21 protein-coding genes are annotated in these 23,958 nt (G+C 63.2%); 12 read left to right on the forward strand and 9 right to left on the reverse strand.

Annotated features, from left to right (window positions below):
- The first annotated feature begins 41 nt into the window (after nucleotides 1-41).
- Nucleotides 42-416, forward strand: coding sequence for a YciI family protein (locus FJW06_RS00075; RefSeq protein WP_140746135.1), 375 nt, complete (start codon nucleotides 42-44; stop codon nucleotides 414-416).
- A 188-nt stretch (nucleotides 417-604) separates the two neighbouring features.
- Here the strand turns inward: FJW06_RS00075 and FJW06_RS00080 are convergent, their stop codons facing one another.
- Both FJW06_RS00080 and FJW06_RS00085 read right to left on the reverse strand, forming a co-directional pair.
- Entirely contained in the window at nucleotides 605-2,086 is a 1,482-nt protein-coding gene (locus FJW06_RS00080) for an aspartate aminotransferase family protein (protein WP_140746138.1), read from the reverse strand.
- 82 nt (nucleotides 2,087-2,168) lie between these two features.
- Nucleotides 2,169-3,254, reverse strand: coding sequence for a pyridoxal-phosphate dependent enzyme (locus FJW06_RS00085; RefSeq protein WP_140746141.1), 1,086 nt, complete (start codon nucleotides 3,252-3,254; stop codon nucleotides 2,169-2,171).
- A 171-nt stretch (nucleotides 3,255-3,425) separates the two neighbouring features.
- Between FJW06_RS00085 and FJW06_RS00090 the strand changes: the two genes are divergently transcribed.
- Entirely contained in the window at nucleotides 3,426-5,495 is a 2,070-nt protein-coding gene (locus FJW06_RS00090; RefSeq protein WP_246674483.1) for a transcriptional regulator, read from the forward strand.
- Between the two features lie 179 nt (nucleotides 5,496-5,674).
- On the opposite strand, the gene FJW06_RS00095 is transcribed toward FJW06_RS00090, so the two are convergent.
- From FJW06_RS00095 to choX, 4 genes are all read right to left on the reverse strand, one after another.
- Nucleotides 5,675-6,712: an MBL fold metallo-hydrolase gene (locus tag FJW06_RS00095; protein WP_140746144.1), complete on the reverse strand. Its 1,038-nt coding sequence runs from the start codon at nucleotides 6,710-6,712 to the stop codon at nucleotides 5,675-5,677.
- Nucleotides 6,713-6,820: 108 nt separating this feature from the next.
- Nucleotides 6,821-8,002 carry a choline ABC transporter ATP-binding protein gene (choV, locus tag FJW06_RS00100; protein ID WP_140746147.1) on the reverse strand — a complete coding sequence of 394 codons (1,182 nt, stop codon included), beginning with the start codon at nucleotides 8,000-8,002 and terminating at the stop codon, nucleotides 6,821-6,823.
- Nucleotides 7,999-8,853, reverse strand: coding sequence for a choline ABC transporter permease subunit (gene choW, locus FJW06_RS00105; RefSeq protein ID WP_140747640.1), 855 nt, complete (start codon nucleotides 8,851-8,853; stop codon nucleotides 7,999-8,001). The genes choV and choW overlap by 4 nt, the downstream gene beginning before the upstream one ends.
- Nucleotides 8,854-8,970: 117 nt before the next feature.
- Entirely contained in the window at nucleotides 8,971-9,906 is a 936-nt protein-coding gene (choX, locus tag FJW06_RS00110) for a choline ABC transporter substrate-binding protein (protein WP_140746150.1), read from the reverse strand.
- Nucleotides 9,907-10,156: 250 nt separating this feature from the next.
- Between choX and FJW06_RS00115 the strand changes: the two genes are divergently transcribed.
- The 9 genes from FJW06_RS00115 to FJW06_RS00155 all read left to right on the forward strand — a co-directional run bounded on the left by FJW06_RS00115 (nucleotide 10,157) and on the right by FJW06_RS00155 (nucleotide 20,957).
- A complete protein-coding gene (locus tag FJW06_RS00115) occupies nucleotides 10,157-10,768 on the forward strand; it encodes a thymidine kinase (RefSeq protein ID WP_140746152.1) in 612 nt (203 codons plus the stop codon).
- A gap of 134 nt (nucleotides 10,769-10,902) precedes the next feature.
- Nucleotides 10,903-11,292 carry a cytochrome c family protein gene (locus tag FJW06_RS00120; protein WP_140746155.1) on the forward strand — a complete coding sequence of 130 codons (390 nt, stop codon included), beginning with the start codon at nucleotides 10,903-10,905 and terminating at the stop codon, nucleotides 11,290-11,292.
- Between the two features lie 381 nt (nucleotides 11,293-11,673).
- Entirely contained in the window at nucleotides 11,674-12,762 is a 1,089-nt protein-coding gene (locus FJW06_RS00125; RefSeq protein ID WP_140746158.1) for a hypothetical protein, read from the forward strand.
- 137 nt (nucleotides 12,763-12,899) lie between these two features.
- Nucleotides 12,900-14,048 (forward strand): hypothetical protein, encoded by a 1,149-nt coding sequence (locus FJW06_RS00130; protein WP_140746161.1) that lies wholly within the window; start codon nucleotides 12,900-12,902, stop codon nucleotides 14,046-14,048.
- A gap of 24 nt (nucleotides 14,049-14,072) precedes the next feature.
- A complete protein-coding gene (locus FJW06_RS00135; protein ID WP_140746164.1) occupies nucleotides 14,073-15,977 on the forward strand; it encodes an ATP-binding protein in 1,905 nt (634 codons plus the stop codon).
- A gap of 61 nt (nucleotides 15,978-16,038) precedes the next feature.
- Nucleotides 16,039-16,449 carry a DUF559 domain-containing protein gene (locus FJW06_RS00140; protein WP_140746167.1) on the forward strand — a complete coding sequence of 137 codons (411 nt, stop codon included), beginning with the start codon at nucleotides 16,039-16,041 and terminating at the stop codon, nucleotides 16,447-16,449.
- Between the two features lie 67 nt (nucleotides 16,450-16,516).
- Complete coding sequence (locus FJW06_RS00145) at nucleotides 16,517-17,821, forward strand: DUF6638 family protein (protein ID WP_140746170.1); 1,305 nt, start codon at nucleotides 16,517-16,519, stop codon at nucleotides 17,819-17,821.
- 16 nt (nucleotides 17,822-17,837) lie between these two features.
- Nucleotides 17,838-18,962: a DUF2333 family protein gene (locus tag FJW06_RS00150; protein ID WP_140746173.1), complete on the forward strand. Its 1,125-nt coding sequence runs from the start codon at nucleotides 17,838-17,840 to the stop codon at nucleotides 18,960-18,962.
- A gap of 315 nt (nucleotides 18,963-19,277) precedes the next feature.
- Nucleotides 19,278-20,957, forward strand: a complete 1,680-nt coding sequence (locus FJW06_RS00155) for a formate--tetrahydrofolate ligase (protein WP_140746176.1) — start codon at nucleotides 19,278-19,280, stop codon at nucleotides 20,955-20,957.
- Nucleotides 20,958-21,153: 196 nt separating this feature from the next.
- Here FJW06_RS00155 and FJW06_RS29980 read toward each other — a convergent pair whose 3' ends face one another.
- Both FJW06_RS29980 and FJW06_RS00160 read right to left on the reverse strand, forming a co-directional pair.
- Nucleotides 21,154-21,309: a hypothetical protein gene (locus FJW06_RS29980; RefSeq protein WP_181178097.1), complete on the reverse strand. Its 156-nt coding sequence runs from the start codon at nucleotides 21,307-21,309 to the stop codon at nucleotides 21,154-21,156.
- A 236-nt stretch (nucleotides 21,310-21,545) separates the two neighbouring features.
- A complete protein-coding gene (locus FJW06_RS00160; RefSeq protein WP_140746179.1) occupies nucleotides 21,546-22,187 on the reverse strand; it encodes a cysteine hydrolase family protein in 642 nt (213 codons plus the stop codon).
- A gap of 125 nt (nucleotides 22,188-22,312) precedes the next feature.
- Here FJW06_RS00160 and FJW06_RS00165 point away from each other — a divergent pair, with 125 nt between their 5' ends.
- Nucleotides 22,313-23,320 (forward strand): helix-turn-helix domain-containing protein, encoded by a 1,008-nt coding sequence (locus FJW06_RS00165; RefSeq protein WP_140746182.1) that lies wholly within the window; start codon nucleotides 22,313-22,315, stop codon nucleotides 23,318-23,320.
- Here FJW06_RS00165 and FJW06_RS00170 read toward each other — a convergent pair.
- Nucleotides 23,307-23,864, reverse strand: a complete 558-nt coding sequence (locus FJW06_RS00170) for a sugar O-acetyltransferase (protein WP_140746185.1) — start codon at nucleotides 23,862-23,864, stop codon at nucleotides 23,307-23,309. The two genes, FJW06_RS00165 and FJW06_RS00170, sit on opposite strands and share 14 nt — an antisense overlap.
- Between the last annotated feature and the right edge of the window lie 94 nt (nucleotides 23,865-23,958).

Below are 23,958 nucleotides of genomic sequence, written 5' to 3' on the forward strand. Positions count from 1 at the left end.
TTGTGATAGTGCAGCCCGCTTGGTCACGAGGGAATCCATCCATGTTCTACGCCGTCCTTGCCTATCACGCGGAAGACACCGTGCAGTCCTGGACGCCCGACGAGGACGCGGCACTGATGAAAGACCTGCTCGCGGTCAACGACAGGCTGACCCGCGAGGGCAAGCTCGGGCCGGCGGCCCGGCTTGACGCGACGACCAAGGCCGTGACGCTGCGCGGCCCGGGCGACGGCATGGTCATCGACGGTCCCTTCGCCGAGACCAAGGAACAGTTGCTCGGCCTCTATGTCCTCGATTGCGCGAACCAGGACGAGGCGATCGCCGCCGTGCGCGATCTCAAGCGCGTCAACCCAACCGCCGTCTACGAGATCCGGCCGATCATGCTCTATCTGCCGGGCGCCGCGCTGCAGGCCGGTTGAAATAGGCCCAAAGCGCCTCGCGATCTTTCAGATTCGCTCCCTGCGCTTTAAGTCTTTGTTTTGATGCATGTCGTTGTCCCAGAACCGCTGCACACTTCTGGGCGACATGCATTAGGCTTTTGATTTTCCGCATGTCTTTGCCCCGAAACAGGTTTCCACTTTCGGGAGACATGCTTAGGCAGCACGCTTCACAGTGATGTCGCGACAGCCGCGATTTCCCGCCCCAGCCGAAGCATCTCGCCGACCAGCAGGTCGAGATCGTCGCGTCGCGTGCGGTGATTGGTAATCGCCACCCTCAGGCAGTGCCGGCCGTGGACAGTCGTGTCGGACAGAGCCGCGATGCCCTCTTCCTGGAGTCTCAGCATGATCTCGGTGTTGAAGGCCTTAAGCCGCTCTTCGGACGCGCCGGCCAACCGGGAACGGAAGCTGACGATGTTGATGGTGGTCGGCGCCATCAGTTCGAACGCCGGCTCCGCCTCGATCAGCCGGGTGAGGTAGCGGGCCTGGGCGATGTTCTGGTCGATCAGCCGGCCGAACTTTTCGACACCATGCTCCTTCAGCGCCATCCAGATCTTCAGCGCCCGGAAACCACGCGACGTCTGCAGCCCGTAGTCATGCAGCCACGCCCCGGAGGCAAGGCCGCGCGGCGTCGATTCCAGATATTCCGGCGTGACGGCAAAGGTGTTGCGGTGCTGGGACGCGTCCCGCACCAGCGCGCAGCCCGCCTCGAACGGCGCATGCAGCCATTTGTGCGGATCGAGCGCGATCGAATCCGCCTGTTCGATGCCGGCAACGAGCGATCGGCTCTCGGGCGCGATAGCGATCAGCGCCCCGATGCAGCCGTCGACATGGAACCAGAGGTCTTCTTCTGCCGCAATGGTTGCCAACGTTTGAAGATCATCGACGGCGCCGGTGTTGACCGTGCCGGCGGTGCCGATCACGCAGGCCGGCTTGAAACCCGCGTCGCGGTCCTCGGCGATTGCCGCCTTGAGAGCGGCGATATCGATGCGCAACCCTGCGTCGGCCGGGATCCGCCGCAGCGCACGATTGCCGAGACCCAGCGCCTCCATCGCCTTGCGGTGACAGGAATGGACCTGGTCCGAGGCGTAGTAGCGCAAGGGTTTCGGCATTGCCCCGACGCCGCGCTCGCGAACGTCGACGCCCGCCTTGACATTGCGCGCCACGGTCAGGCCGATGATGTTGGCCATCGAGCCGCCGCTGACCAGCGTGCCGCCGGCCGTGGCCGGGAAACCCACCATCTCCTTCATCCAGTTGACGACCTGGCTGTCCATCAAGCCTGCGGCATGGTTGCCGCCGCCGAGATTGGAGCCCTGGACCGCTGCCAGGAAATCGCCGAGCGCGCCGGTGAAGTTGCTGGCTCCCATATACCAGGCCCAGAAGCGCGGATGCACGTTGCCCATCGGGTAAGGCATGACGTTGCGGGCGACATCGTCATAGACCTCGGCCACCGGCGCCGGCGAACGCGGCAACGGCGCCGAGAAGAAAGATCGCACCTCGGCCGGCATTTCGCGCCAGACCGGGCGCTCGCGCACATCCTTAAGATAGACGATGGCGTCGTCGAGGACCCGGTGCGAGAGTGCTCCCACCTCCGTCCAGTCCGGCGGATCGAGCGTTTCGTCCGTAGTCGTCGCTTCCTGAAGGCTGTCCATCCGTATCTCTCGCCGGCATGTGGATGATGATGTGCACGTAGCGACGCCGCCATTTCGAACGGCGGCGTCGCGCTATCGATCTTCAGACCTCGAACTGGCAGCTCGGCGTCGAGCGCGACAGCGCCGTCTCCTCGGCGTCCATCTCCGCCTCGATGCCGTCGAAGAGCGGCGTCGACATGTAGCGCTCACCGGTATCGGGCAGCATGCACAGGATCACCGAGCCGGGCGGAGCCTTGCCCGCGATCTGGCGCGCGACGGCGAAGGTGGCGCCGCCGGAGATGCCGGTGAAAATGCCTTCCTGCTGCGCCAGCGCCTTCGCCCATTTGATGCCTTCGGGACCCGGGATCGGCACCACCTCGTCATAATAGCGCTGGTCGATCGCTTCCTGCAGGACATTGGGGATGAAGTCCGGCGTCCAGCCCTGGATCGGATGCGGCTCGAAAGCCGGATGGCTGGCGGCCGGCGCACCGCCGGCGCCGCGCTCCTGGGCCTTGCCGCTGCCGATCAGCTGCGCGTTCGCAGGCTCGGCAAGCACGATCTTCACCTCCGGCCGCTCGCGGCGCAGCACCCGGCCGACGCCGGCGACCGTGCCGCCAGTGCCGTAGCCGGTGACAAGCACGTCCAGCCTGGAACCGGCGAAGTCGTTGATGATCTCGCGCGCCGTGGTCGCCTCGTGGATGGCGGCATTGGCCTCGGTCTCGAATTGGCGCGCCAGGAACCAATCATTGGCCTCGGCAAGCTCGACCGCTTTGTTGTACATGCCGAAGCCCTTCTGGGCGCGCGGCGTCAGCACCACCTTGGCGCCGAGCATGCGCGTCAGCTTGCGGCGCTCGATGGAGAAGCTGTCGGCCATCGTCACCACCAGGGGATAGCCCTTCTGCGCGCAGACCATGGCAAGGCCGATGCCGGTGTTGCCGCTCGTCGCTTCGACCACGGTCTGGCCGGGCTTGAGCTTGCCGCTGCGCTCGCCCTCCTCGATGATGTTGAGCGCCAGCCGGTCCTTCACCGAGGCCGCCGGATTGAAGAACTCGGCCTTCACATAGATCGTGGCGTGACCCGGCCCGAGATTGTTGATGCGGATGACCGGCGTGTCGCCGACCGTGTCGAGAATGCTGTCGAACAGCCGGCCGCGCCCGGCCGTGGTCCGGATTTTCAACTGATGCAACATGGGGCTTTCTCCTCGAAATCTCACATACCGGTTACAAACCGGCGGATTGGGCGGCGCGGTTTCGACACCTTGCCGCGTTAGGTTGCTTGATCTGCCGCAAAATGCGGCAACGGCGGCGTTCCAGCGCGGAATGGGCTGCCGGCTGCCTCCTGTCATCTTTGGTGATAGTATATGGACCAACTGGCCAGCGTTGGAGAAAGCGTGGAAACATACGTGGAATCCACCCGATCGAGCCTGAACGATTCCGTTGGATTGTCCGTAAGGCTGCTCGGGCAACTGACGATTGCTCGCGACGGTATGCCCATTACCTTGCCGTCGTCACGCAAGCTGCGCGCGCTGCTCGCCTACCTCGCTCTGGCGCCCCACCCTGTTAGCCGCGGCCGTCTTTGCGAACTTCTCTGGGATGTGCCCAACGATCCGCGCGGCGAGCTGCGCTGGTGCCTGAGCAAGCTGCGCGCCGCGCTGGACGAACCGGGCTTGCGCCGGATCGAGACGGAAGGCGACACCGTGGCGCTTCGCCTCGGCGGTGCGAGCGTCGATGCCGTCGAGGCGGCTGCTGCGGTGGCGGAAGGGATCGAGACGCTTGGCCTCGACCGTCTGCGGACGCTTGCGCAACTGTTCGCTGGCGACTTTCTCGACGGGCTGGAGCTCGATCGCAGCCCGCATTTCGGCAGTTGGCTGACGGCGCAACGCCGCCGTTTCAGCGCTTGCCATGTCGCGGTTCTGGAGCACATCATCGGCCTTGTCCCGCAAGGAGCCGACGAGGCCGGCGCCTATATCGACAAATGGCTGGAGCTGGCGCCGTTCGATAGCCGCGCGCATGTGGCGCTGCTGGAAAACCTGGCCCTGCACGGGCAGTTCGGCGCCGGCGAGGAGCACCTTGCCACGGCGGCCGAGCTGTTCCACTCGGAAGAACTGGATTTCACGCCATTGCGCGAGGCCTGGCAGGAGATAAGAGCCCGCAACGCCGGCGCAACGCCATGCGCCCGGTCCGGGCCGGCCTTCCCGGCCACGGACCTGCCGGTCGCCACGATCGAATCCGAACCGGCGGCGACGCGCCGGGCGTCGCTCGCGGTGATGCCGTTTGCGGAGAGCGCCGGCACTGGCGGTTTCCGTGGCGGGCTCGCCGACGGCCTCACGCATGACATCATCACGCGGCTTGCCAAGCTTCGCGATTTCTTCGTCATCGCCCGCGGCTCCGTCTTCGCGCTCGCCGAAAAGAACATCGCGCCGGAAGACGCCGGACGCAGGCTGAATGTCGACTATGTCGCGACAGGCGCGGTGCGGTCTCTGCCGGGCCGGTTCGTCATCTCGATCGAGCTTGTCGAGGTCCGCACGGCGAGGATCGTCTGGGCCGAGACCTTCGAGCACAAGCCCGACGACATCTTCATCGTCATCGAGGATATCGGCAACAGCATCGTCTCCTCCATCGCCGCCGAGATCGCGACGGTGGAGCGCAACCGAGCATTGCTGAAAGCGCCCAATTCGCTCAACGCCTGGGAGGCCTATCATCGCGGCCTCTGGCACATGTATCGCTTCACCCGCCAGGAAAACGAGCTGGCACAGCATTTCTTCGGCGAGGCGTTGAAGTTGGACCCCACTTTCGCGCGCGCCTATGCCGGCATGTCCTTCACCCACTGGCAGAATGCTTTCCAGCGCTGGGGCGACCGCGACCGCGAGGCCGCGCTTGCCTTTGAAAGCGCCGGCCAGAGCCTGCTGGTCGACGACCGCAACCCTGCCGCCCACTGGGCGATGGGCCGCGCGCTATGGCTGCGCGGCGAGCAGGACGGCGCGCTGCTGGAACTGGCGAGCGCCGTCGACCTCAGCCCCAATTTTGCGCTCGGCCATTACGCGCTGTCCTTCGTCCATTCGCAGTCGGGCGATCCGCGATCGGCGATCGGTTCGTCCGACCATTCGCGCCATCTCAGCCCCTTCGATCCGCTCTTGTTCGGCATGATGGGCGCGCGCGCCATGGCGCATGCAAGGCTCGGCGAATTCGAAGCGGCGGCCGAATGGGCGCTCAAGGCGGCCGCAAGGCCGAACGCCCATGTCATCATCCTGGCGATCGCCGCCCATTGCCTGGCGCTGGCCGGCCGGCAGGACGAGGCGCGCAGCTTCGCCAACGCGATCCGCAACACATTGCCGAACTATCGCGCCGACGATTTCATCGCCACCTTCCGCTTCGACCGCGATGCGGAAGCCCTGTTCCGGAACGGCGCCAAGCTGATCGGGCTGAACTGAGCAGCCAGGCCAGCATCGCCTGCAATCGGCAGACTCCTAAGGTGTGTTGAAATTCAGGTCAGGCCGAGTCGAAAATGGTGGGTTCCGGGGAACCGGAGCGGACGTACTTAAGTACGTGAGCACCGGAAGCGCAGGAAACCGCCATTTGCAGGCCAGCGTCACCTGAATATCAACACACCTTAGTGCATCAGCGGGCCGCTGGCCTTCCGCCATGCATCGATGCCGCCCTGGATGTGGCGGGCGCTGGAAATGCCTACATCCTGCGCCGCCTGCACCGCCATCGCCGAGCGCTCGCCGAAGGCGCAATAGAACAGGAGCTGCTTGCTGGTCGATTTCGCTAGCTCATGCAGCATGCCGCCGGCGGCGATGTTCTCCTGCAGCCGCGCATAGGGCAGATGGATCGCGCCGGGAATGACACCGTGCCTCTCGCGTTCCGACTGCTCGCGCAGATCGATCAGCGCGACGTCGGGCCGCCCGACCAGCGCCAGCGCCAGCTCCGCGCTCACCGCCCAGCCGCGGGCGGCGATATCGTCCTGATGCAGCCCGACCCGCATGTTCGCCGGCACGGCCACGTCCATCATCTTCGGATTGGACAGGTTGAGATTGTTCATGATGTGGACGTACTCGTCGACCGATTTCACCTGCAGGCGCGGGTTGAAGGCCTTCTCCTCGCCGATCGTCGAAACGGTCTCGCCCTTATAGTCGTGGGCGGGGAAGATCATCGTCTCGTCGGGCAGCTTGAGCAGGCGGCCGAAGATCGATTCATACTGCTGGCGCGGATCGCCGTTCTGGAAATCGGTGCGACCGGTGCCGCGGATGAGCAGCGTATCGCCGGTAAAGACCCGGTCGGGCAGGACGAAGCTGTAGGAATCGTCGGTGTGGCCTGGCGTGTAGATGACGTCGAGCGCCAGCCCCTCGATGCCGAGCTTGTCGCCGTCGGCAAGCCGCATCGATACCACGTCGGCCTTGGTCTGCTCGCCCATGACGGTCACGCAATGGGTCTTGTCACGCAGCGCGCCAAGGCCGGTGATGTGGTCGGCATGAAGATGCGTGTCCACCGCCTTGACCAGCCTCAGGTCCAGCTCGTTGACCAGTTGCAGATAGCGATCCACCTTCTCCAGCACCGGATCGATGATCAGCGCCTCGCCGCCGCGCCGGCTGGCGAGCAGATAGGAATAGGTGCCGGAAACGGAATCGAACAGCTGACGGAAGATCATTCGCGCCTCTCTCGCCTGAGGCCGGTGGCCCGGCTGTCGGCCAGTCTAGAACAAGCGCGCTGTGCCCGCCAGCAGCAGACCGCTTGCCCGTCCAAAGGCTGGAAACCCCTACCGCCTCAGCACCGCGCTCAGCACGTCGCGGATGCCGATCGCGCCGACGAAGCGCGAGCCCTCATCGAACAGCGCCACCGGCGCCGTCTGCGAGCGATGCATGGCGAGCATCACCGTTTTCAGCGGCGTGCCGGGATTGGCCCAGAACACCTGGGCCCCTTCCTCCGGCTGACGCTCAACATCCGCGCAGGAGACCCACACCGCCGGCTTGCCGTCGCGTTCGGCTGCCGCCACCAGGCCATGCTCGTCGATCTTGAAGCGCGTCGTCTTGCGCCGGTCGAGCCACACCCATCCATTGTCGCCCTGCTCAAGGTCGCGGCGGTCCCGCATCACGTTCCACGCTGTCAGCACCGACAGGGGATTCACATTGGCGATGAAGTCGCGGACATAATCATTGGCGGGCCGCAGAACGATGTCTTCCGGCGCGCCGGTCTGCACGATGCGGCCACCTTCCATGATCGTGATGTGACTGCCGATCTTCAGCGCCTCCTCCAGGTCGTGGCTGACGAAGATGATGGTCTTCTTCAACTCCGCCTGCAGCTGCAGCAGTTCGTCCTGCAGCTTGGTGCGGATCAGCGGGTCGAGCGCCGAGAACGGCTCGTCCATCAGAAGGATCGGCGCCTCGGTGGCGAAGGCCCGGGCGAGGCCGACGCGCTGCTGCATACCGCCGGAAAGCTCATGCGCGTATTTCTTCGACCACTGGTCGAGATGGACAAGCTGCAACTGCTTCTGCACCCGCGCCTTGCGTTCCGCCTCCGGCACGCCGGCAAGCTCGAGGCCGAAGCCGACATTTTCCTCGACCGTGCGCCAGGGCAGCAGGCCGAACTGCTGGAACACCATGGCGACCTGCTTCTGCCGCAGCCGCCGCAAGGTCGCCTCGTCGCAGGTGACGACATCGACGATGCGGTCGCCGTCCTTGACCAGCACCTGGCCGCGCGACACGACGTTCAGCCGGTTGACGGCCCTCAGCAGCGTCGACTTGCCGGAGCCGGACAGCCCCATCAGCACCGAGATCTCGCCTTCGTGCACGGTGAGGCTGGCGTCGGCGCATCCGAGCACATTGCCGGTCTTTTCCAGGATCTCGGCGCGGGTGGCGCCCTGATCGATCAGCGCCAGCGAACCGGCCTGATCGGCGCCGAAGACGATGTCTACATTTTTGAAATCAACCGCGACGGTCATTTCTTGCCTCCAACGCCGATGCGGGTCATGCGGTCGAGCACGATGGCGAGCACGACGATCGCAAGGCCCGCCTCAAGCCCGAGATCGATGCGGCGCGAGCCGAGCGCGCGGTTGATTTCCGTGCCGAGACCGCCGGCGCCGATCAGCGCCGCGAACACCACCATCGACAGCGACAGCATGATCGATTGGGTGAGACCCGCCATGATGGTTGGCAGCGCCGAGGGCAGCTCCACCTTCCACAGAAGCTGGCGCTTGGTGGCGCCGAACGCCTCGCCCGCCTCGATGATCGCCTTGGGCACTGAGACCACGCCGAGATGGGTGAGACGCACGGCCGTCGGGATAACGAAGATGATGGTGACGATCAGGCCGGGCGCGTTGCCGAGCCCGAACAGGGTGAGCACCGGTATCAGGTAGACGAAGGTCGGCAGCGTCTGCATCAGGTCGAGCACCGGCAGCATGACACGGTAGACCTTCGGCTTGTGCGCGGCCCAGATGCCGAGCGGCACGCCGATCGCCATCGCCATGGCGGCAGCGGCAACGACCAGCACCAGCGTCTGCACCGTCTGCTTCCAGAGATTCTGATTGATGATGAAGATCAGGCCGAGGAAGACGCCGATGGCGAGCGGCCGCGAACGCTGCAAGAGCCAGGCGATGATCGCGATGACCAGCGCCAACAGCACGGGCGGCACCATCAGCAGCAGGTTCACCGCTCCGTCCAGGATGAAATTCAGCCCGTTTGAGAAGGCCCGGAAGATGGTGTCGAAATTATCCGTCAGGAAGTTGAAGAAGGCCTTGCCCCATGGCCCGATCGGGATCTTGTAGTCGGTCAGCAATTTGGAAATCGGATCCATCATCCCCTCTCAGCCTCGCCACGCTTGCACGGTCATCTTCACACGTCCGGGCATATGAAAAAGGGCAGCCTCTTCCAGGGCTGCCCTTTTTCGGAAATCATGCCGGTCCCAAGCGGATCAGCCTCCGAGCGCGGTCTTGATCGCAGCCGCCGCGTCACCGCCGTCGAAGGTGGTCACGCCGGCGATCCATGGCTTGACGGCATCCGGGTTTTTCTTGAGCCAGTCGGTCGCCACAGTCTGCGGATCGCCACCCTTGAGGATTGCGTCCATCATCTGGCCTTCCATATCCAGATTGAACTTCAAATTGGCGATGAACTTGCCGGCATTGGGGCATTCCGTGGTGTAGCCCTTGCGCACGACGGTATGAACGGTGGCGGCGCCGAAGCCGCTGTCGCCCATGCCGTCGAGATAGGTGATCTTCATGGCGCCCATCACCGGATGCGGCGTCCAGCCGAGGAAGGCGATCCACTCATTGTTCTTCATCGACTGCTCGGCCTGCGTCAGCATGCCAGCCTCCGAGGACTCGACCAGCTCGAACCCGGCCAGATTGTCCTTCGGGTTCTTGATCATGTCGAGGATGATGCGGTTGCCGTCATTGCCGGCCTCGATGCCGTAGATCTTGCCGTTGAACTTGTCCTTGAACTTGCCGAGATCGGTCAGCGTCTTGACGCCGGCATCCGCGACATAGGTCGGCACGACGATGCCGTAGCCGGCGCCGGTCAGATTGGTGCTGATCGTCTCGATCGAGCCTTCCTTGGTGTAGTCCTTGATGTCGTTGGTCATCGACGGCATCCAGTTGCCGAGGAAGACGTCGAGGTCCTTGTTCTTCAGCGAAGCCATGGTCACCGGCACCGAGAGCTGGATCGTCTGCGGCGCATAGCCGAGCGCGGTGAGCAGCACCGAGGCGAGGCCCGTCGTGGCCTGGATGTCGGTCCAGCCGACATCGGACAGACGGACCGCCTTGCAGCTCGCCGGATCGCCGGCATAAGCGGCGGTCGTGGATAGAAGCGCCGCGAGGCCGAGGCCTGCGACGAAGGATTTCATACGCGACATGAACTTTTCTCCCATTGGAACTTCGAGGCAAAGCGAAGTCACGGTTCTTGCGCCCGCCTTGTTTCGTCAGCCAAACACCATTTTGAAGTTGTTTCAAGCGGTTCAACGTCACGACGAGCGGCGCGTGCTGGCCATTAAGCGACATGACAGGTTTTTGAACGACATCGAGTTTTGGACGGCGGGGAGTTTTTGGTGGACGGAGCCTCGGGCCCTCTCCCTGTGCGCCGATATGTGGGCGTAGAAGGACGGCATGGCCAAGCTTTACTTCCACTACGCGACGATGAATGCCGGCAAGACGACCATGCTTTTGCAGGCGTCCTATAACTATCGCGAACGCGGCATGTCGACGATGCTGTTCGTCGCCGGCCACTATCGCAAGGGCGACAGCGGCCTGATCTCGTCGCGCATCGGCCTCGAATCCGAGGCCGAGATGTTCCGCGACGGCGACGATCTTTTTGCCAGGGTCGCCGAGCATCACCAGCATGCCCCGGTGCATTGCATCTTCGTCGACGAGGCGCAGTTCCTCAAGGAGGAGCAGGTCTGGCAGCTCGCCCGCATCGCCGATCGCCTAGGCATTCCGGTCATGTGCTACGGCCTGCGCACCGATTTCCAGGGCAATCTGTTCCCCGGCTCGCGGGCGCTGCTCGCCATCGCCGACGACCTGCGCGAGGTGCGCACCATCTGCCGCTGCGGCCGCAAGGCGACGATGGTGGTGCGCTTGGGGCCTGACGGCAAGGTGGCGAAGCAGGGCGAGCAGGTGGCGATCGGCAAGGATGTCTATGTTTCGCTCTGCCGCCGCCATTGGGAAGAGGAGATGGGCAGGGCCGAGCCTGATGACTTCATCGGTTTTGTCGGCTCCTGAGCCGGAGCCTTATGGCTGCCGGCCGTTGGGTAGCCGGCTGCCACCGGATGCAGTTGCGCGGCCTTATGCTGCCTTTGTTAAGGCCCGCGCCCTATCTTTCGCTGCAGCTGAATGCCATCGGGAGGATCCCTTCAATGCTTCGAACCATCTCGTCCGCCGCGGCCCTGCTGCTTGCCGGCGGCCTTGCCGCGCATGCCGGTGGCGATGCGGCGCTGGGCAAGAAGGTCTTCAACCGTTGCATCGCTTGCCATGAGGCAGCGACGGATCGCGACAAGGTCGGACCGCATCTGCTGGGTGTCGTCGGCCGCAAGGCCGGCTCGGCGGAAAGTTTTCAGAGCCATTATTCGCCAGCCATGAAGGATGCCGGCGCCGCGGGCCTCGTCTGGGACGAAGCCAACCTCACCGAATATCTCAAGGCGCCCAAGCAGAAGGTTCCCGGCAACAGGATGGCCTTTACCGGCCTGACCAGCGATGACGACATCGCCAACGTGATTGCCTATCTCAAGGCCGACCCCAAACCATGATCGCTATCGGAAGAAATGGGGATTGCAGCGCAAGAGCAATTCCCAGGAAAAGTGTGAGCGGTTTTCGTCCGGAATTGCGCAAAAACAACGAGATAGAGCGGTTGGCCGTTTCCGGGAAACGGTGAACCGCTCTAGAGATTTGCCGGCGCTGCTTCATCGCCTTGGCCGTCCGTAAAAACAACAACTTAAGGCATATAAGCTGAAGCTGTTCGAGGCGGCGTGCATTATTGGACACCATGCGCATGCTTGCCTTGTCTTTCAAGAGTCTAACCAAGTCTTTTGTTTTGACCCCTCTGTTTGTCTTCCTTCTTTCAATCGCTTGAAGCCCCACATATATTCGCCGCCGCGACACGGAAACGGATGCCGAAGCGGGAGACCCCAATGGCGACATTGCAGAATTTCGATGCCGAAATTGCCAAGACCAAGCAGGTCGTGCAGGACATGCGCACCAAGATCGAGCAGTCCGGCACGGTGCTCGACACGCTCGCCCAGGCCGACAAGAAGATCGGCGACGCCAATTTCGACATCGAGAACGCCCGCATCGAGGACGTGCTCAAGCAGCAGAAGGTCATGGAAGGCAACATCGCCGACCTGATCATCGGGCTCGAGGACGCAACCAACGTCTTCGGCGCCGAATTCGAGAGTATGAAGAACTACACCGGCTGGGAAAACTTCGTCGGCATCTTTTCGGCGCACCGCAAGCAGCGCATGCGCACCGACCGCGTGCGCAACATGTCGCTGGCCGGCAATCTGCAGGAGCTTTTGGCGAAGTCGGATACCATCGTCGGCATCCTGAAGGCGCAGAAGCAAGTTCTTGACCAGCGCTACAAGACCTCCGAGACCAGCCTGTCGCAGGTGATCGAGCGCCGCAAGACGACCATGTCCAACCTCGAAGCGGTGCAGAAGCGCATCGAGGAACTGAACCCGCTGCTGCTCGACATCGAAAACAAGATCGCCGCCTCCACGACCCAGAAGGAGCGCACCGAGCTCGAGGGCGAGCGCTCGAAAATGGCGACCGAATACAACGAAAAACAAGCCAAGGAGCAGGAGCTTCTGGCCGAAAGCCAGACGCTCGAGCGTTACACCTCGATGTTCCAGACCTTCGTCGATTCGCTCAACAATCAGATCGCCGCGCAGTCGACGCTGATCAACAAGCTGACCATCGACACCGAGCAGCGCATCGTCCTCTACAAGGCGCTGGAGGATTCGCTGAAGACCGCCGCCCAGCAGGACGTCGCCCACAAGATCAACACGCTGGGCAGCCAGGTCGACAACACGGCGGAAGAGACCATGGCCGGCATCGGCGCCGCCTCGCAGAAGCACATCGGCGACCTGCTCGAGATGCATGAGAAGAACATGGTGGCTTCAGCCGACATCCAGCGCCGCAAGAAGCTTGCCGACGATGCCTTCGCCCGCCGCTTCGACGAGATCATGAAGAAGCACAATGCCGCCAATTATGTGCAGTCCTAAGCAGGTTCCGCAAAAGTGTCCCACGGTTTTGCGGTCAGAACCTGCGAAAAACAAAGGAATCCAAGCAGATGTTCGTGGAGCATTCCACGAATATCTGCTTGGGCGGCGCCGCTGATTTCATTGCAACGGCAGTTCCCATGACACCTGAGAACGACGCGGCGGCACGCTATTTCTCCGCCATCACGGCGGCGCTGAGCGGGCTGGAAGTGTTCATGCGCGACGACCGCTCGCCGCTTTACCGGCACGGCATCGTCGCCAGGATCGTCGCCGAGTATATCGCACGGCTGGACAAGTCCTTTGCCTGCTGGCGCAACCGGCTCGGCTTCATGGACACCTTCCGCATCTCGCGCGCCGAGAGCGGCTATCCCGTCTTCCAGAACCTGCTCGAATTGGAAAACGACCGCCAGCAGGCCGATGCCCGGCTGGCCAATATCCCGCAGGCCGCCGAGCTGCGCGAGGAGATGGCCGACTTCATCCTGCGCCACAAGGAGTTTCCCGCAGCGCTGCAGAAGTCGATGGCCGAGTGGCTCTATCTGGAGGACGTCAAGAGCGAGGCGACTTTCGGTCCGTTCACGCTTGCGCAGACGGCCAAGGTCTCGGTCAACCCGAAGACCATGCGGCCCTATTACCTCGTCCATTGGGCGACGTTCGACGGCAGCGCCAACCTGCCGCTGATCTACATGGTGACGGTGGAGGACTCCTCCGAAAGCATGGTGCGCCAGCTGGTCGACAACGGCACCGGCAAGCTGAACGAGAAGGTCGAGATCCCGCTGCCCGTCGACGGCCTGCTCAACCCCGAGCTTGCGCACCGCTTCGACGACTTCACCGAGAAGAACTCCGCCTACACGCTCTCGCCGGTGACGATCGCGGTCAATCTCGACAAGGATTTCGAGCCGCTGCATCCCAAGCAGTTGCGGCGCGTCGTGCTCGGGCCCTTCTACTCGGCCGGCATCACCGACAACAATTCGACCGTGGCCGAGGTGCTCTCCAAGGTGCGGAAGCCCGAGAACGCCTGGCTGCTCACCTGGACCATTCAGGAGGTCTTTTCCAAGAGCGAGAAACCCGGCCGCAAGGGACTGTTCTCCAGCGAGAAGACGACGCAGGAATTCTTCATCAACACCGACGATCTCGAAGCGGCGCGGCAGGGCGTTTCGAGCTACGAGAACCACGCGCTGATCCCGCACGAGGCCTACCAGGCACTTTACGCCGCGGGCGAGGCGCAGAAGATCTTTTCCGGGTACAAGGTCCACATCCTGTCCAACGGGCAGGTGATCAGCGACGTCTGACCGTCAAATCGCGGAGCATCCTTCATGGACACCGGCCTGACAACGATCTCGGAAGTCGCAATCGGAAAGCACCGCGCGACCGCGCAGAGCTTCATCACCCGCATCGTCGTGCTGGAGGATCCTGCGCGCGAATCCGGCACGGCGATTGCCGGCACCAACCGCCGCTTCGTCTCGACCGTGTCGGTCGGCTCGGTGCGGCGCACGCGCGAGGTCGAGCTCACCAAGACGGTTGCGGCGATACATCCCGACGACCAGTTGATGACGATCCCGCAGCACACGCTGCTCTACCGCGCCCGCCGCGGCCTGGCGATCGCGCTCGCCATAGCGGGTGTCTTCGCCGAAGGCTCCGACCTCGAAAGCCTGCAGGCGAAAAATGCCCGGGCGCCGCTGGAAGGCGACGAGGCAGCCACCTTCAAGAAGCTTCTGTCGGCCTCGGCCTACGTCTCTGCCTTCAGCTTCGCCTCTTATTTGTTCCAGCTTATCGACAGCGACGGCGAGGCGCCGAACGACATTCCCGAGCCCGACTTCCTGTTTGACACGCCGCAGGACGCGGTGAAGTCGATCGTCGCGGGCCTCGACAAGGCGATCGCCGGTTCGAAGGATGACGCCGATCTGACGACGCGGGCGCGGGCCTTTGCTCGCGTCGCCATCGACGGGCTTCTGGCGCGCAAGGGCCGCTTCGACGGCATCGGCCCGTTCGAGAACGCGCATATCCGCATCGATGTCGATGACTTCACTCTCGATGGCTTCGACGTCGCGCCCGGCAAACGCTCCAAGCCGCTGGTGATGACCTTCAAGAAGCCGGAAGAGGTCGTCGGCAACCATATCGCCAAATACCAGTCGGTCAAATTGGCCAAGATGCTGATGGCCTATGATTTCGAGCGTGAGCTCAACCCCTTCGTCGAGCTCGGCGGTTTCCTGTTCACCTTCATCGGCGACGGCGCGCCTGGCACCGGCAAGACGACGCTGATCCAGATGATCGCCGGCCTCGTCAATGGCTACTGCCAAGTCGCCGGGTATCCGTTCGCCTACGAGAATTTCGGCGTCGACCAGATCTCGTCCTATCAGGGCAAGTCGGGTCAGAACTGCCGCCGGTTCATCAACAATGTGCTCAATCCGCGCGTCATCGGCTTCGGCACCATCGACGACATCGACCAAGTGGCGGCGCGCCGTTCCGACGACCGCGCATCGGCCGGCCAGCAGGAGATTACCGGCGTCTTGATGGACGCCTTCGCCGGCGCCTCGACGGTGGTGCGCGGCAATTGCTCCTTCGGCATGTTCTCCAACTATCCGGAAAATGTCGACGACGCGCTGCGCCAGCGCGCCGGCGCCCGCTGGCTGGTCGACGGCCCGCAGACGCGCGACGACTATATCGACATCTTCGTGCTGCTCGCCGGCAAGAACCACAAGATCCCGCTCGGGGACCACGAGCTCTATGCCGCGCAGGAAATCCAGCGCACCGTGGCCGAAGCCTATGAAGAGCACGAGAAGCCGCAGGAAGACGGGCTGATGAAGGTCTATGAGCGCTACATGAAGGAGAATGGCGCGCCCAAGACCATGGCCGATGTCGGCACCTACCTGCACCTGATCAAGGACGCCGAGCCGCGCTTCACCGGCCGCGCCATCAAGAACGTCACCGATGCGATAAAAATGCGCGCCATGGACATCGAGCTGCCGGACGATTGGTTCGAGAAGCCGGAAGCCTTCATGCATAAGAGCTACGACGACAAGAAGGCGATGATCGAGGAACTGCGCGGGCCATTTTCGATGGACATGGTCATGCAGGAGATCAACCGCTACGCCGATTCCGAGTTCCGTTATTCCGACAAGTCCGACGATGCCGCGGTGGAGAAGCTCCTGCGCGACGCAAGGCTGCGCGAGCGCGCCACGCGGGAAATGGAGGAGCTGAAGAAGAAGGGGGCGTGGTGATCTTTTCCTTCTCCCCGTTTACGGGGAGAAGGTGCCCGAAGGGCGGATGAGGGGCAGCGCCATGCGTGGCAGAAATGAACCGAAAGTAGCGAGAGCCCGCGAGCTGCGGCAGGTTGAGAACGATGCTGAGGAACGGCTGTGGCATGAATTGCGAGGGCGACGATTGAATGGCCACAAGTTTGTTCGCCAACTACCCATCGGCCCCTATTTCGCGGATTTCGCTTGCCGTGAAGCCAATCTGATCGTGGAAGTCGACGGCAGCCAACATGCAGGTCGGTCCCGGGATCGATACAGAGATGAGACGATGAATGGAAATGGTTGGTCGGTACTGAGAGTTTGGCATGCGGATGTCTTGACCAGCCTCGCGGGCGTGCTCGACACGATCGTTGCAGCCTTGGATGGTCGGCTGGATCGCAAGATGATTGGTGTCGATGCGAAATTTCTGCCTGCAACGAACTCGGAGCGAAGATGATGAGCGTCTGCGCCGCCCCTCATCCGCCCTTCGGGCACCTTCTCCCCGTGAACGGGGAGAAGGACAGATGAAAGCCGCCAAGAAACCAGACCTTCTGCGCGACAACGAGCTGATCTACGGCCGCTTGCTCGCCATCGACGAGCCGCACCTCATCCAGCGCTACAACAAGGCGCTTGCCGCCTTCGGCCTCGAGCCCACCAAGCTCGCAAGCTTCCAGATCGACCGCACCGGCTTCTCACCGGAGATCGCCGAGGAATGCGGCGACTATGACTATCTCGACCCCAACGAGGTCAACCGCCGTTTCATCATCCTGACGCCGTCGCAGATCGACCTGCCGGTGGTGCATACCGCCTTCTCCAACACCTCGCAGCTGATGTTCGAGTTCATGTCGAAGAACCAGCGCGCCATCGACGCGCTGACCATCAAGGACGTGATCTACGGCGAGATCGAGGACTCGGTTCCCAAGGTCAACGACATCGAGGACCTGCTGTCGATCAACCAGGTCGAGTTCAAGGTACTGTCAGCCGAGGACGTACTCGGCAAGGCGGCCGAGCTCGGCAAGCTGGTCGACCGGCTGAAGCAGGAGCCCGACGCCTGGCGCGACAACGCCATGCTCCAGCGCATGGTCGATCTGGCCAAGGTCTGCGGCGACATCCGCGAGAACGCGCTGGTGCCGGACCAGGTGATCTTCCGTCACAACGCCTACTGGACCAGCCATTTCGGCGGGCTCTACGTCTTCGTCGACCCCGATATGACGACGGTGATCAGCGATCCGGCCGCCCCCGGCTTCCGCCGCTCGCGGCCCTGGCAGGTGAGCTATCTGTCGATCAACGACGCCGACAAGGTGTTCCACTTCCTGGCCGCCACCGGCCGCCTCGACCTGCCGCGCGCTTCATGGATCGAGGCCTCCGGCTATCTCGAGCACCGCGCCGAGATGATCGTGCGCGCGCTGATCCGCGATGCCGAGCCCAACCGCAATCTGACCGATGTCGACAAGGTGTGGCTGCAGACCTGGATCCACGGCCATGCCGATCTGATCGCCCAGGACGGGAACTTTCCCTTCCTCAATGCCGCCAAGCGCGAAATCGCCCAGTTCGGCCATCTCAAGATCGAGGATGTGCGGCCGCGCCAGCGGTTCCTCGTCGTGCGCGCCAAGCCCGACCACCCCGATGCCTGGCTGACCGACCAGTTGATCTCGGATTTCGTGCCGCAGGACTTCGTTTCGCGCTACGTCTTCAACAAGCCCGGTTTCTACAAGGACTATGACGGCTTCAGCGACGCCTGGCGAAGCCATGTTGTGGACGTTCTGAAAACCACATATTTGAAGGACAAGGCGGCGTTCCGCGCGCGCCTTTACGGCTTGACTGACTGAGGGGGTGACGAGAGCCATGCTTGACCCGATCGTGAACTTCTTCACCCGGATTTTTCAATGGATCGGTCGCGGCATCGGCTTCGTCATCGGCGTCGTTCTGTGGCCGTTCATGTGGGTCGGTCGCTGGTACGGGCAGCGCGGCTGGATCGTCAAGGCGGTGGTCGGTCTTGCCCTCCTGGTGCTGATCGGCCTCTATGTCAATTTCTTCTACGCCACGCAGTGGTGGAATAATTTCGATCCGAATTATCCCGACAAATATGCCTTCGAGAAACGCAACGTTTCAGCCGGCGAGCAGGTTTCGGCCGGCACCGGCACGGATACCGCAAAGACCTGCGGCAACTCGGCTATTGCGCAGGTCGCGGCTGACCTGACCGACTTCAACGTCAACCAGAATGCCTGGATCTCCTCGATGATCCTCTACAAGCTGGGCCTGTTCAGCATCAACTGGGACGACACGCCGTGGATGGACAACAAGGCGTCCTTCCAGCGTGGCATCAACCAGGCGGTGCGGCGCACCGCGACCGAGCTTGCCGACAACCTCGGCCGCGTGCGCACGACCTCGCAGATCGACGCTGACCTGCAGGATGCGCGCGGCAATCTGCAGTTCGACGAATACACTTGGTATTTCGGCCTGAACCCGTTCGGGCCCAAAACGCCGACGCCGAGCTACTATCGCGATGCGGTGCGCAAGCTGCGCTCCTTCAACGCCCGGCTCGCCACCTGCCAGGCAACCTTCGATGCGCGCGCCGACAATCTCAAGCAATATATCGACCGCATCGCCAGCGACATCGGCTCGACCTCCGCCATTCTGAAGGAACGCGCCGAGAACCATAATGACGGCTGGTTCGACTTCCGCGCCGACGACCGCTTCTGGTTCGCCTATGGCCAGCTCTATGCCTATTACGGCCTGATGAAGGGCGCCCAGGCCGACTTCGAGGACGTGATCAAGGAAAAGCACCTGCAGAACCTGTGGGACACGATGGACCAGCAATTCGTTTCGGCGCTGCGCATCCAGCCCTTCATCATCGCCAATGGCCGCGAGGATGGCTGGCTCCTGCCGACGCATCTGACGACAATGGGCTTCTATATCCTGCGCGTTCGCTCCAACATGGTCGAAATCAGCAACGTGCTGACGCAATAGCGCCGTATCGAGACGGCAGTGCGGTGGCGGATTTGCGTCGTCGCCTCTGTCGCTTTTCGCGTATTCAGCGGCTGTTTTGAGACGGCGAAGCGGCATCCGCTCTGGCTTCTATACGCCCCAACGACCAGGCCCGGAATGATCGCCTTGAAGAGGCCAGGCGACAGGAACGCTCTTTCTTAACAGGAAACATAGTTGCATGGAAGTTGACGTCGTGAGAGCGACAGGGTTACATGCCCTTGCGTCCGGGCGGCGTTTCGACCATGCACGAATGATCGAACCCCTCCCCTCCACCGCCTACCCCAGAGGAAAGCCGTCATGGCCGAAGTGAAGTCCGACATCGAGATCGCCCGCGCCGCCAACAAGAAACCGATTCAGGAGATCGGCGCCAAGATCGGCATCCCCTATCAGCACCTTTTGCCTTACGGCCACGACAAGGCGAAGGTCTCGGCCGAGTTCATCAAATCGGTGAAGGGCAACAAGGACGGTAAGCTGATCCTCGTCACCGCCATCAATCCGACGCCGGCCGGCGAAGGCAAGACCACCACCACGGTCGGCCTCGGCGACGGTTTGAACCGCATCGGCAAGAAGGCGATCATCTGCATCCGTGAAGCCTCGCTCGGCCCGAACTTCGGCATGAAGGGCGGCGCCGCCGGCGGCGGCCTCGCCCAGGTTGTGCCGATGGACGACATGAACCTCCACTTCACCGGCGACTTCCACGCCATTACCACCGCCCATAACCTGCTTTCGGCGCTGATCGACAACCACATCTACTGGGGCAATGAACTCGGCATCGACACCCGCCGCGTCGCCTGGCGCCGCGTCATGGACATGAACGACCGGGCGCTGCGCGAGATCATCTGCTCGCTGGGCGGTGTCGCCAATGGCTTCCCGCGCGAGGCCGGCTTCGACATCACCGTGGCTTCCGAAGTGATGGCGATCCTCTGCCTTGCCACCGACCTCAAGGACCTCGAGAAGCGCCTCGGCGACATCATCGTCGCCTATCGCCGCGACAAGTCGCCGGTCTATGCCCGCGACCTCAAGGCCGACGGCGCCATGGCAGTGCTGTTGAAGGACGCCATCCAGCCCAACCTGGTGCAGACGCTGGAGAACAACCCGGCCTTCGTGCATGGCGGCCCGTTCGCCAACATCGCGCATGGCTGCAACTCGGTCGTCGCCACCACGACCGCGCTCAAGCTCGCCGACTATGTCGTTACCGAAGCCGGCTTCGGCGCCGACCTCGGCGCGGAAAAGTTCTTCGACATCAAGTGCCGCAAGGCAGGCCTGAAGCCGGCGGCGGCCGTCATCGTCGCCACCGTGCGCGCCATGAAGATGAATGGCGGCGTCAAGAAGGAAGACCTCGGCAAGGAAGACATCGAGGCGGTGAAGAAGGGCTGCCTCAACCTCGGCCGCCACATCGAGAACGTGAAGCAGTTCGGCGTGCCGGCGGTGGTGGCGATCAACCACTTCACCACCGACACCGAGGCCGAGATCCAGGCGATGAAGGACTTCGTCAAGGCGCAAGGGGCCGAGGCGATCCTGTGCAAGCACTGGGCGCAAGGCTCGGCCGGCATCGAGGATCTCGCCCGCAAGGTGGTCGAGATCGCCGAATCCGGCGCATCGCAGTTCTCGCCGCTCTATCCGGACGAGATGCCGCTGTTCGACAAGGTCAACACCATCGTCAAGCGCATCTACCGCGGCGGCGAGGCGATCGCCGACAAGTCGATCCGCGACCAGCTGCATGCCTGGGAACAGGCCGGCTACGGCAACCTGCCGGTCTGCATGGCCAAGACCCAGTACTCATTTTCGACCGACCCGAACCTGCGCGGTGCGCCGACCGGCCACACCGTGCCGGTACGTGAGGTCAGGCTCTCGGCCGGCGCCGGCTTCGTCGTCATCATCTGCGGCGAGATCATGACCATGCCGGGCCTGCCCAAGGCGCCGTCCTCGGAAAAGATCTTCCTCAACGAACAGGGTCAGATCGAAGGCCTGTTCTAAACATCTTTAAGGCTGGAAACGATCAAGGGCGTCGCCTCATCGCGGCGTCCTTTTTGCTTCGACGGCTTTCACGCCACCGTGGGCGAGCCGAACTTCTTGATGCCTGCGACCGACATCGAGACGAACTGGTCGAGGATGGCGAAGAAGATGTCCAGGCTGAAGCCGAACAGGAAAGCGAAGGTGAACAGGCTGAAGCCTATGCCGGTGACCTCGCCGCCGAGCTTGGTGTGCCGGGCGCCATGAACCAGGCGAGGATCATGCCGGCAAGCCCGCCGAGCGCGATCTGGTGGACGAGGCGCGACAGCGGCGGATTGGGCAGAAGCGGGTTCAGGATCATGCGCATGTGGAACATGATGCCGCCAAGCGCGCCGTAGAGCGCGGGCAGGATCCAAAGCGCATAGGGGCTGAGCGCTCTGCCTCGAAATCAGCCGCCAAGGCAAAGGCGCCGCATTCCGGCGGCGCCTTGCCGTGCGAAAGCGGTTCAAGCTGAAGCATGTCTCCCGAAAGTGGTAATCGGTTTCGGGGCAAAGACATGCGCAAATCAAAAGCCTGAAGCGCATGGAGCGAACCTGAAGATCGCGACGCCCTTTAGGCGGCGTTCCGCTGCAAGGCCCGCTGGTTGGACGCGTGGATCGTGTCGCGTTCGGGCAGCTTCCCCGTCTTCAGGCAGTCGATCCATTCGGCGGTCTTCAACACCGCGGCGAAGCGCGACTGCAGAACCACGCTCACCACCTGGTGTATGTCCTCGGCCGACGCATAGCCGGCGCTGTTGGCATAGGGCACCGAGCCGCTGGCATCCGACAGGAACTCGACCGCAAAGCCCATATGCACCGCGTGGATGATGGTCGACAGATCGCAATTGTGAGTCATGTAGCCGACGACCGCGATCGTATCGATGGCACTACCGCGCAGCCAGGTTTCCAGGTCCGTGCCGGTGAAGGCCGAAGGCAGCGTCTTTTCGACATAATGATCGCGGCCGCGCCGGGCGATCTCGGGGTGCAGCTCGCCGCCATGGCTGCCCTTGGCGAAGATCGGCGAGGTCTCGGGCGCCATCTGCTTGACGACGACGATCTTGATTCCGGCCGCCGCGGCCGCATCCATGGCGCGCGCGGCATTGGCGACGGTCTCGGTGAAGGGCGGATGCTGGATGGCGAGATTGCCGCTGTCATAGTCGTTCTGGACATCGACGACGACAAGCGCGCGGCGCGGCTGGGTGGCTGGCTCTGACATGGCGGTTTTCCTTTCGACCGGGTTGATGCGCAAAGCTAGGCGGATGTTTCGGGTCGAGAAAGTGGCCCGATTGACATCAGTCGAAAGAATTGGGACATTCGGCTTTCAACGGAACGATGCCCGCCATGAAGAAGCCGATTGTCGCCGCTGTCGCTTTCGACGGCATCAGCCCGTTCCACCTCTCTGTGCCGTGCCTTGTCTTCGGCGCCGATCGAACCAAGCTTGGACTGCCGCGTTTCGACTTCCGTGTCTGCGCGATGCAGGGCGGACCCGTTCATACCGATGCGGGGCTGAGCATTGTCGTGCCGCATGGGCTTTCGGCGCTCGACGAAGCCGACATCGTCATCATCCCGAGCTGGAAGGATCTCGAGGCGCCCCTTGCCGCACCGTTCGAGGACGCGCTGCAACAGGCGCATCGGCGCGGCGCGCTGATCGTGGGCTTGTGCCTCGGCACCTTCGCCATTGCCGGCGCCGGATTGCTGGCCGGGCGCAAGGCAACGACACACTGGGCCTATACGGAGCGGCTGCAGGCTCTTCATCCCGACATCGCGATCGACGCCGACGTTCTCTACGTCGACGAGGGCGACATCATCACCTCGGCCGGCGTCGCCGCCGGGCTCGACTGCTGCCTGCATATCGTGCGCGCTCGCTATGGCGCGGAGGCCGCGCTTCGGCTTGCTCGCCACGTCGTGCTCTCGCCGCACCGACAGGGCGGGCAGGCGCAGTTCATCGAGCGCCCGCTTGCGCCGACGCCGAACGCGGACCGCTTCGCCAAGGCTCTCGATGAGGTGCGGGCATCGCTCGGCAAAGCCCACAGCCTGGACAGTGTCGCCGAAGCGGCGGGCCTTACCCGCCGCACCTTCACGCGCCGCTTCCAGAAAACCACCGGCACCAGTTTCGGCGACTGGCTGGCCGACCAGCGCGTCGCGCTGGCGCAAAGGCTGCTGGAGCAAACGGACAAATCGATGGACATCGTGGCCTTCGAAGCCGGCTTCGGCAGCGCCACCTCGCTGCGCCAGCATTTTGCCGCGCGGCTCAGAACCTCGCCGCGGCAATATCGCCGAGAGTTTTCCCGAAACACCCAGGCGGCAGCCCGAAACACTCAGGCGCCAGACGGGCTCAGCCTCTTGTAACGACCCGTGCCGGGTTGCCGACGACGGTCGCATTGGCCGGCACGTCGCGGGTCACCACCGCGCCCGCGCCGACGATGGCGCCCTCGCCTATGCTGACGCCGGCGAGGATTACCGCGCTGCCACCGATCCAGGCGTTGTCGCCGATTGTCACCGGCTTTGCGATCTCCAGCCCGGCCAGCCGTCCAGCCGCTTCGCGATGATGCTCGGCGCAGTAGATCTGCACATTGGGCCCGAGCATCGTCCCCTTGCCGATGCGCACCGGCGCGGTGTCGAGGATGGTGCAGCCGGCATTGAAAAAGACGCCCTCGCCGAGGAATAGGTTGAAGCCATAGGCGCAATGGAACGGCGCCTCGATGCGCGCCCCCTCGCCCGCACTACCAAGCAGGGCGCGCAAGGCCGGAGCGACGTTGCCGCGCTGCCGGGGCGGCAGGCCGTTGTGCTCGAACACCGCATCGCGCGCGGTGACGCGCAGCGCCTCCAGCTCTTCGTCGATGCAGCTGTACCATTCGCCCGCCGCCATCTTCATGCGCTCACTTGCCGTCATGGCGACACCTCCGGATTTCGTCTGCTGCCAAAGCATAGTCGCTAAAGCATAGTCGCCAAGGCATAGTCGCCAAGGCATAGTCGATTGTCCGACA

It is taken from the genome of Mesorhizobium sp. B4-1-3, assembly GCF_006439355.1.
Classification (GTDB): Bacteria; Pseudomonadota; Alphaproteobacteria; order Rhizobiales; family Rhizobiaceae; genus Mesorhizobium.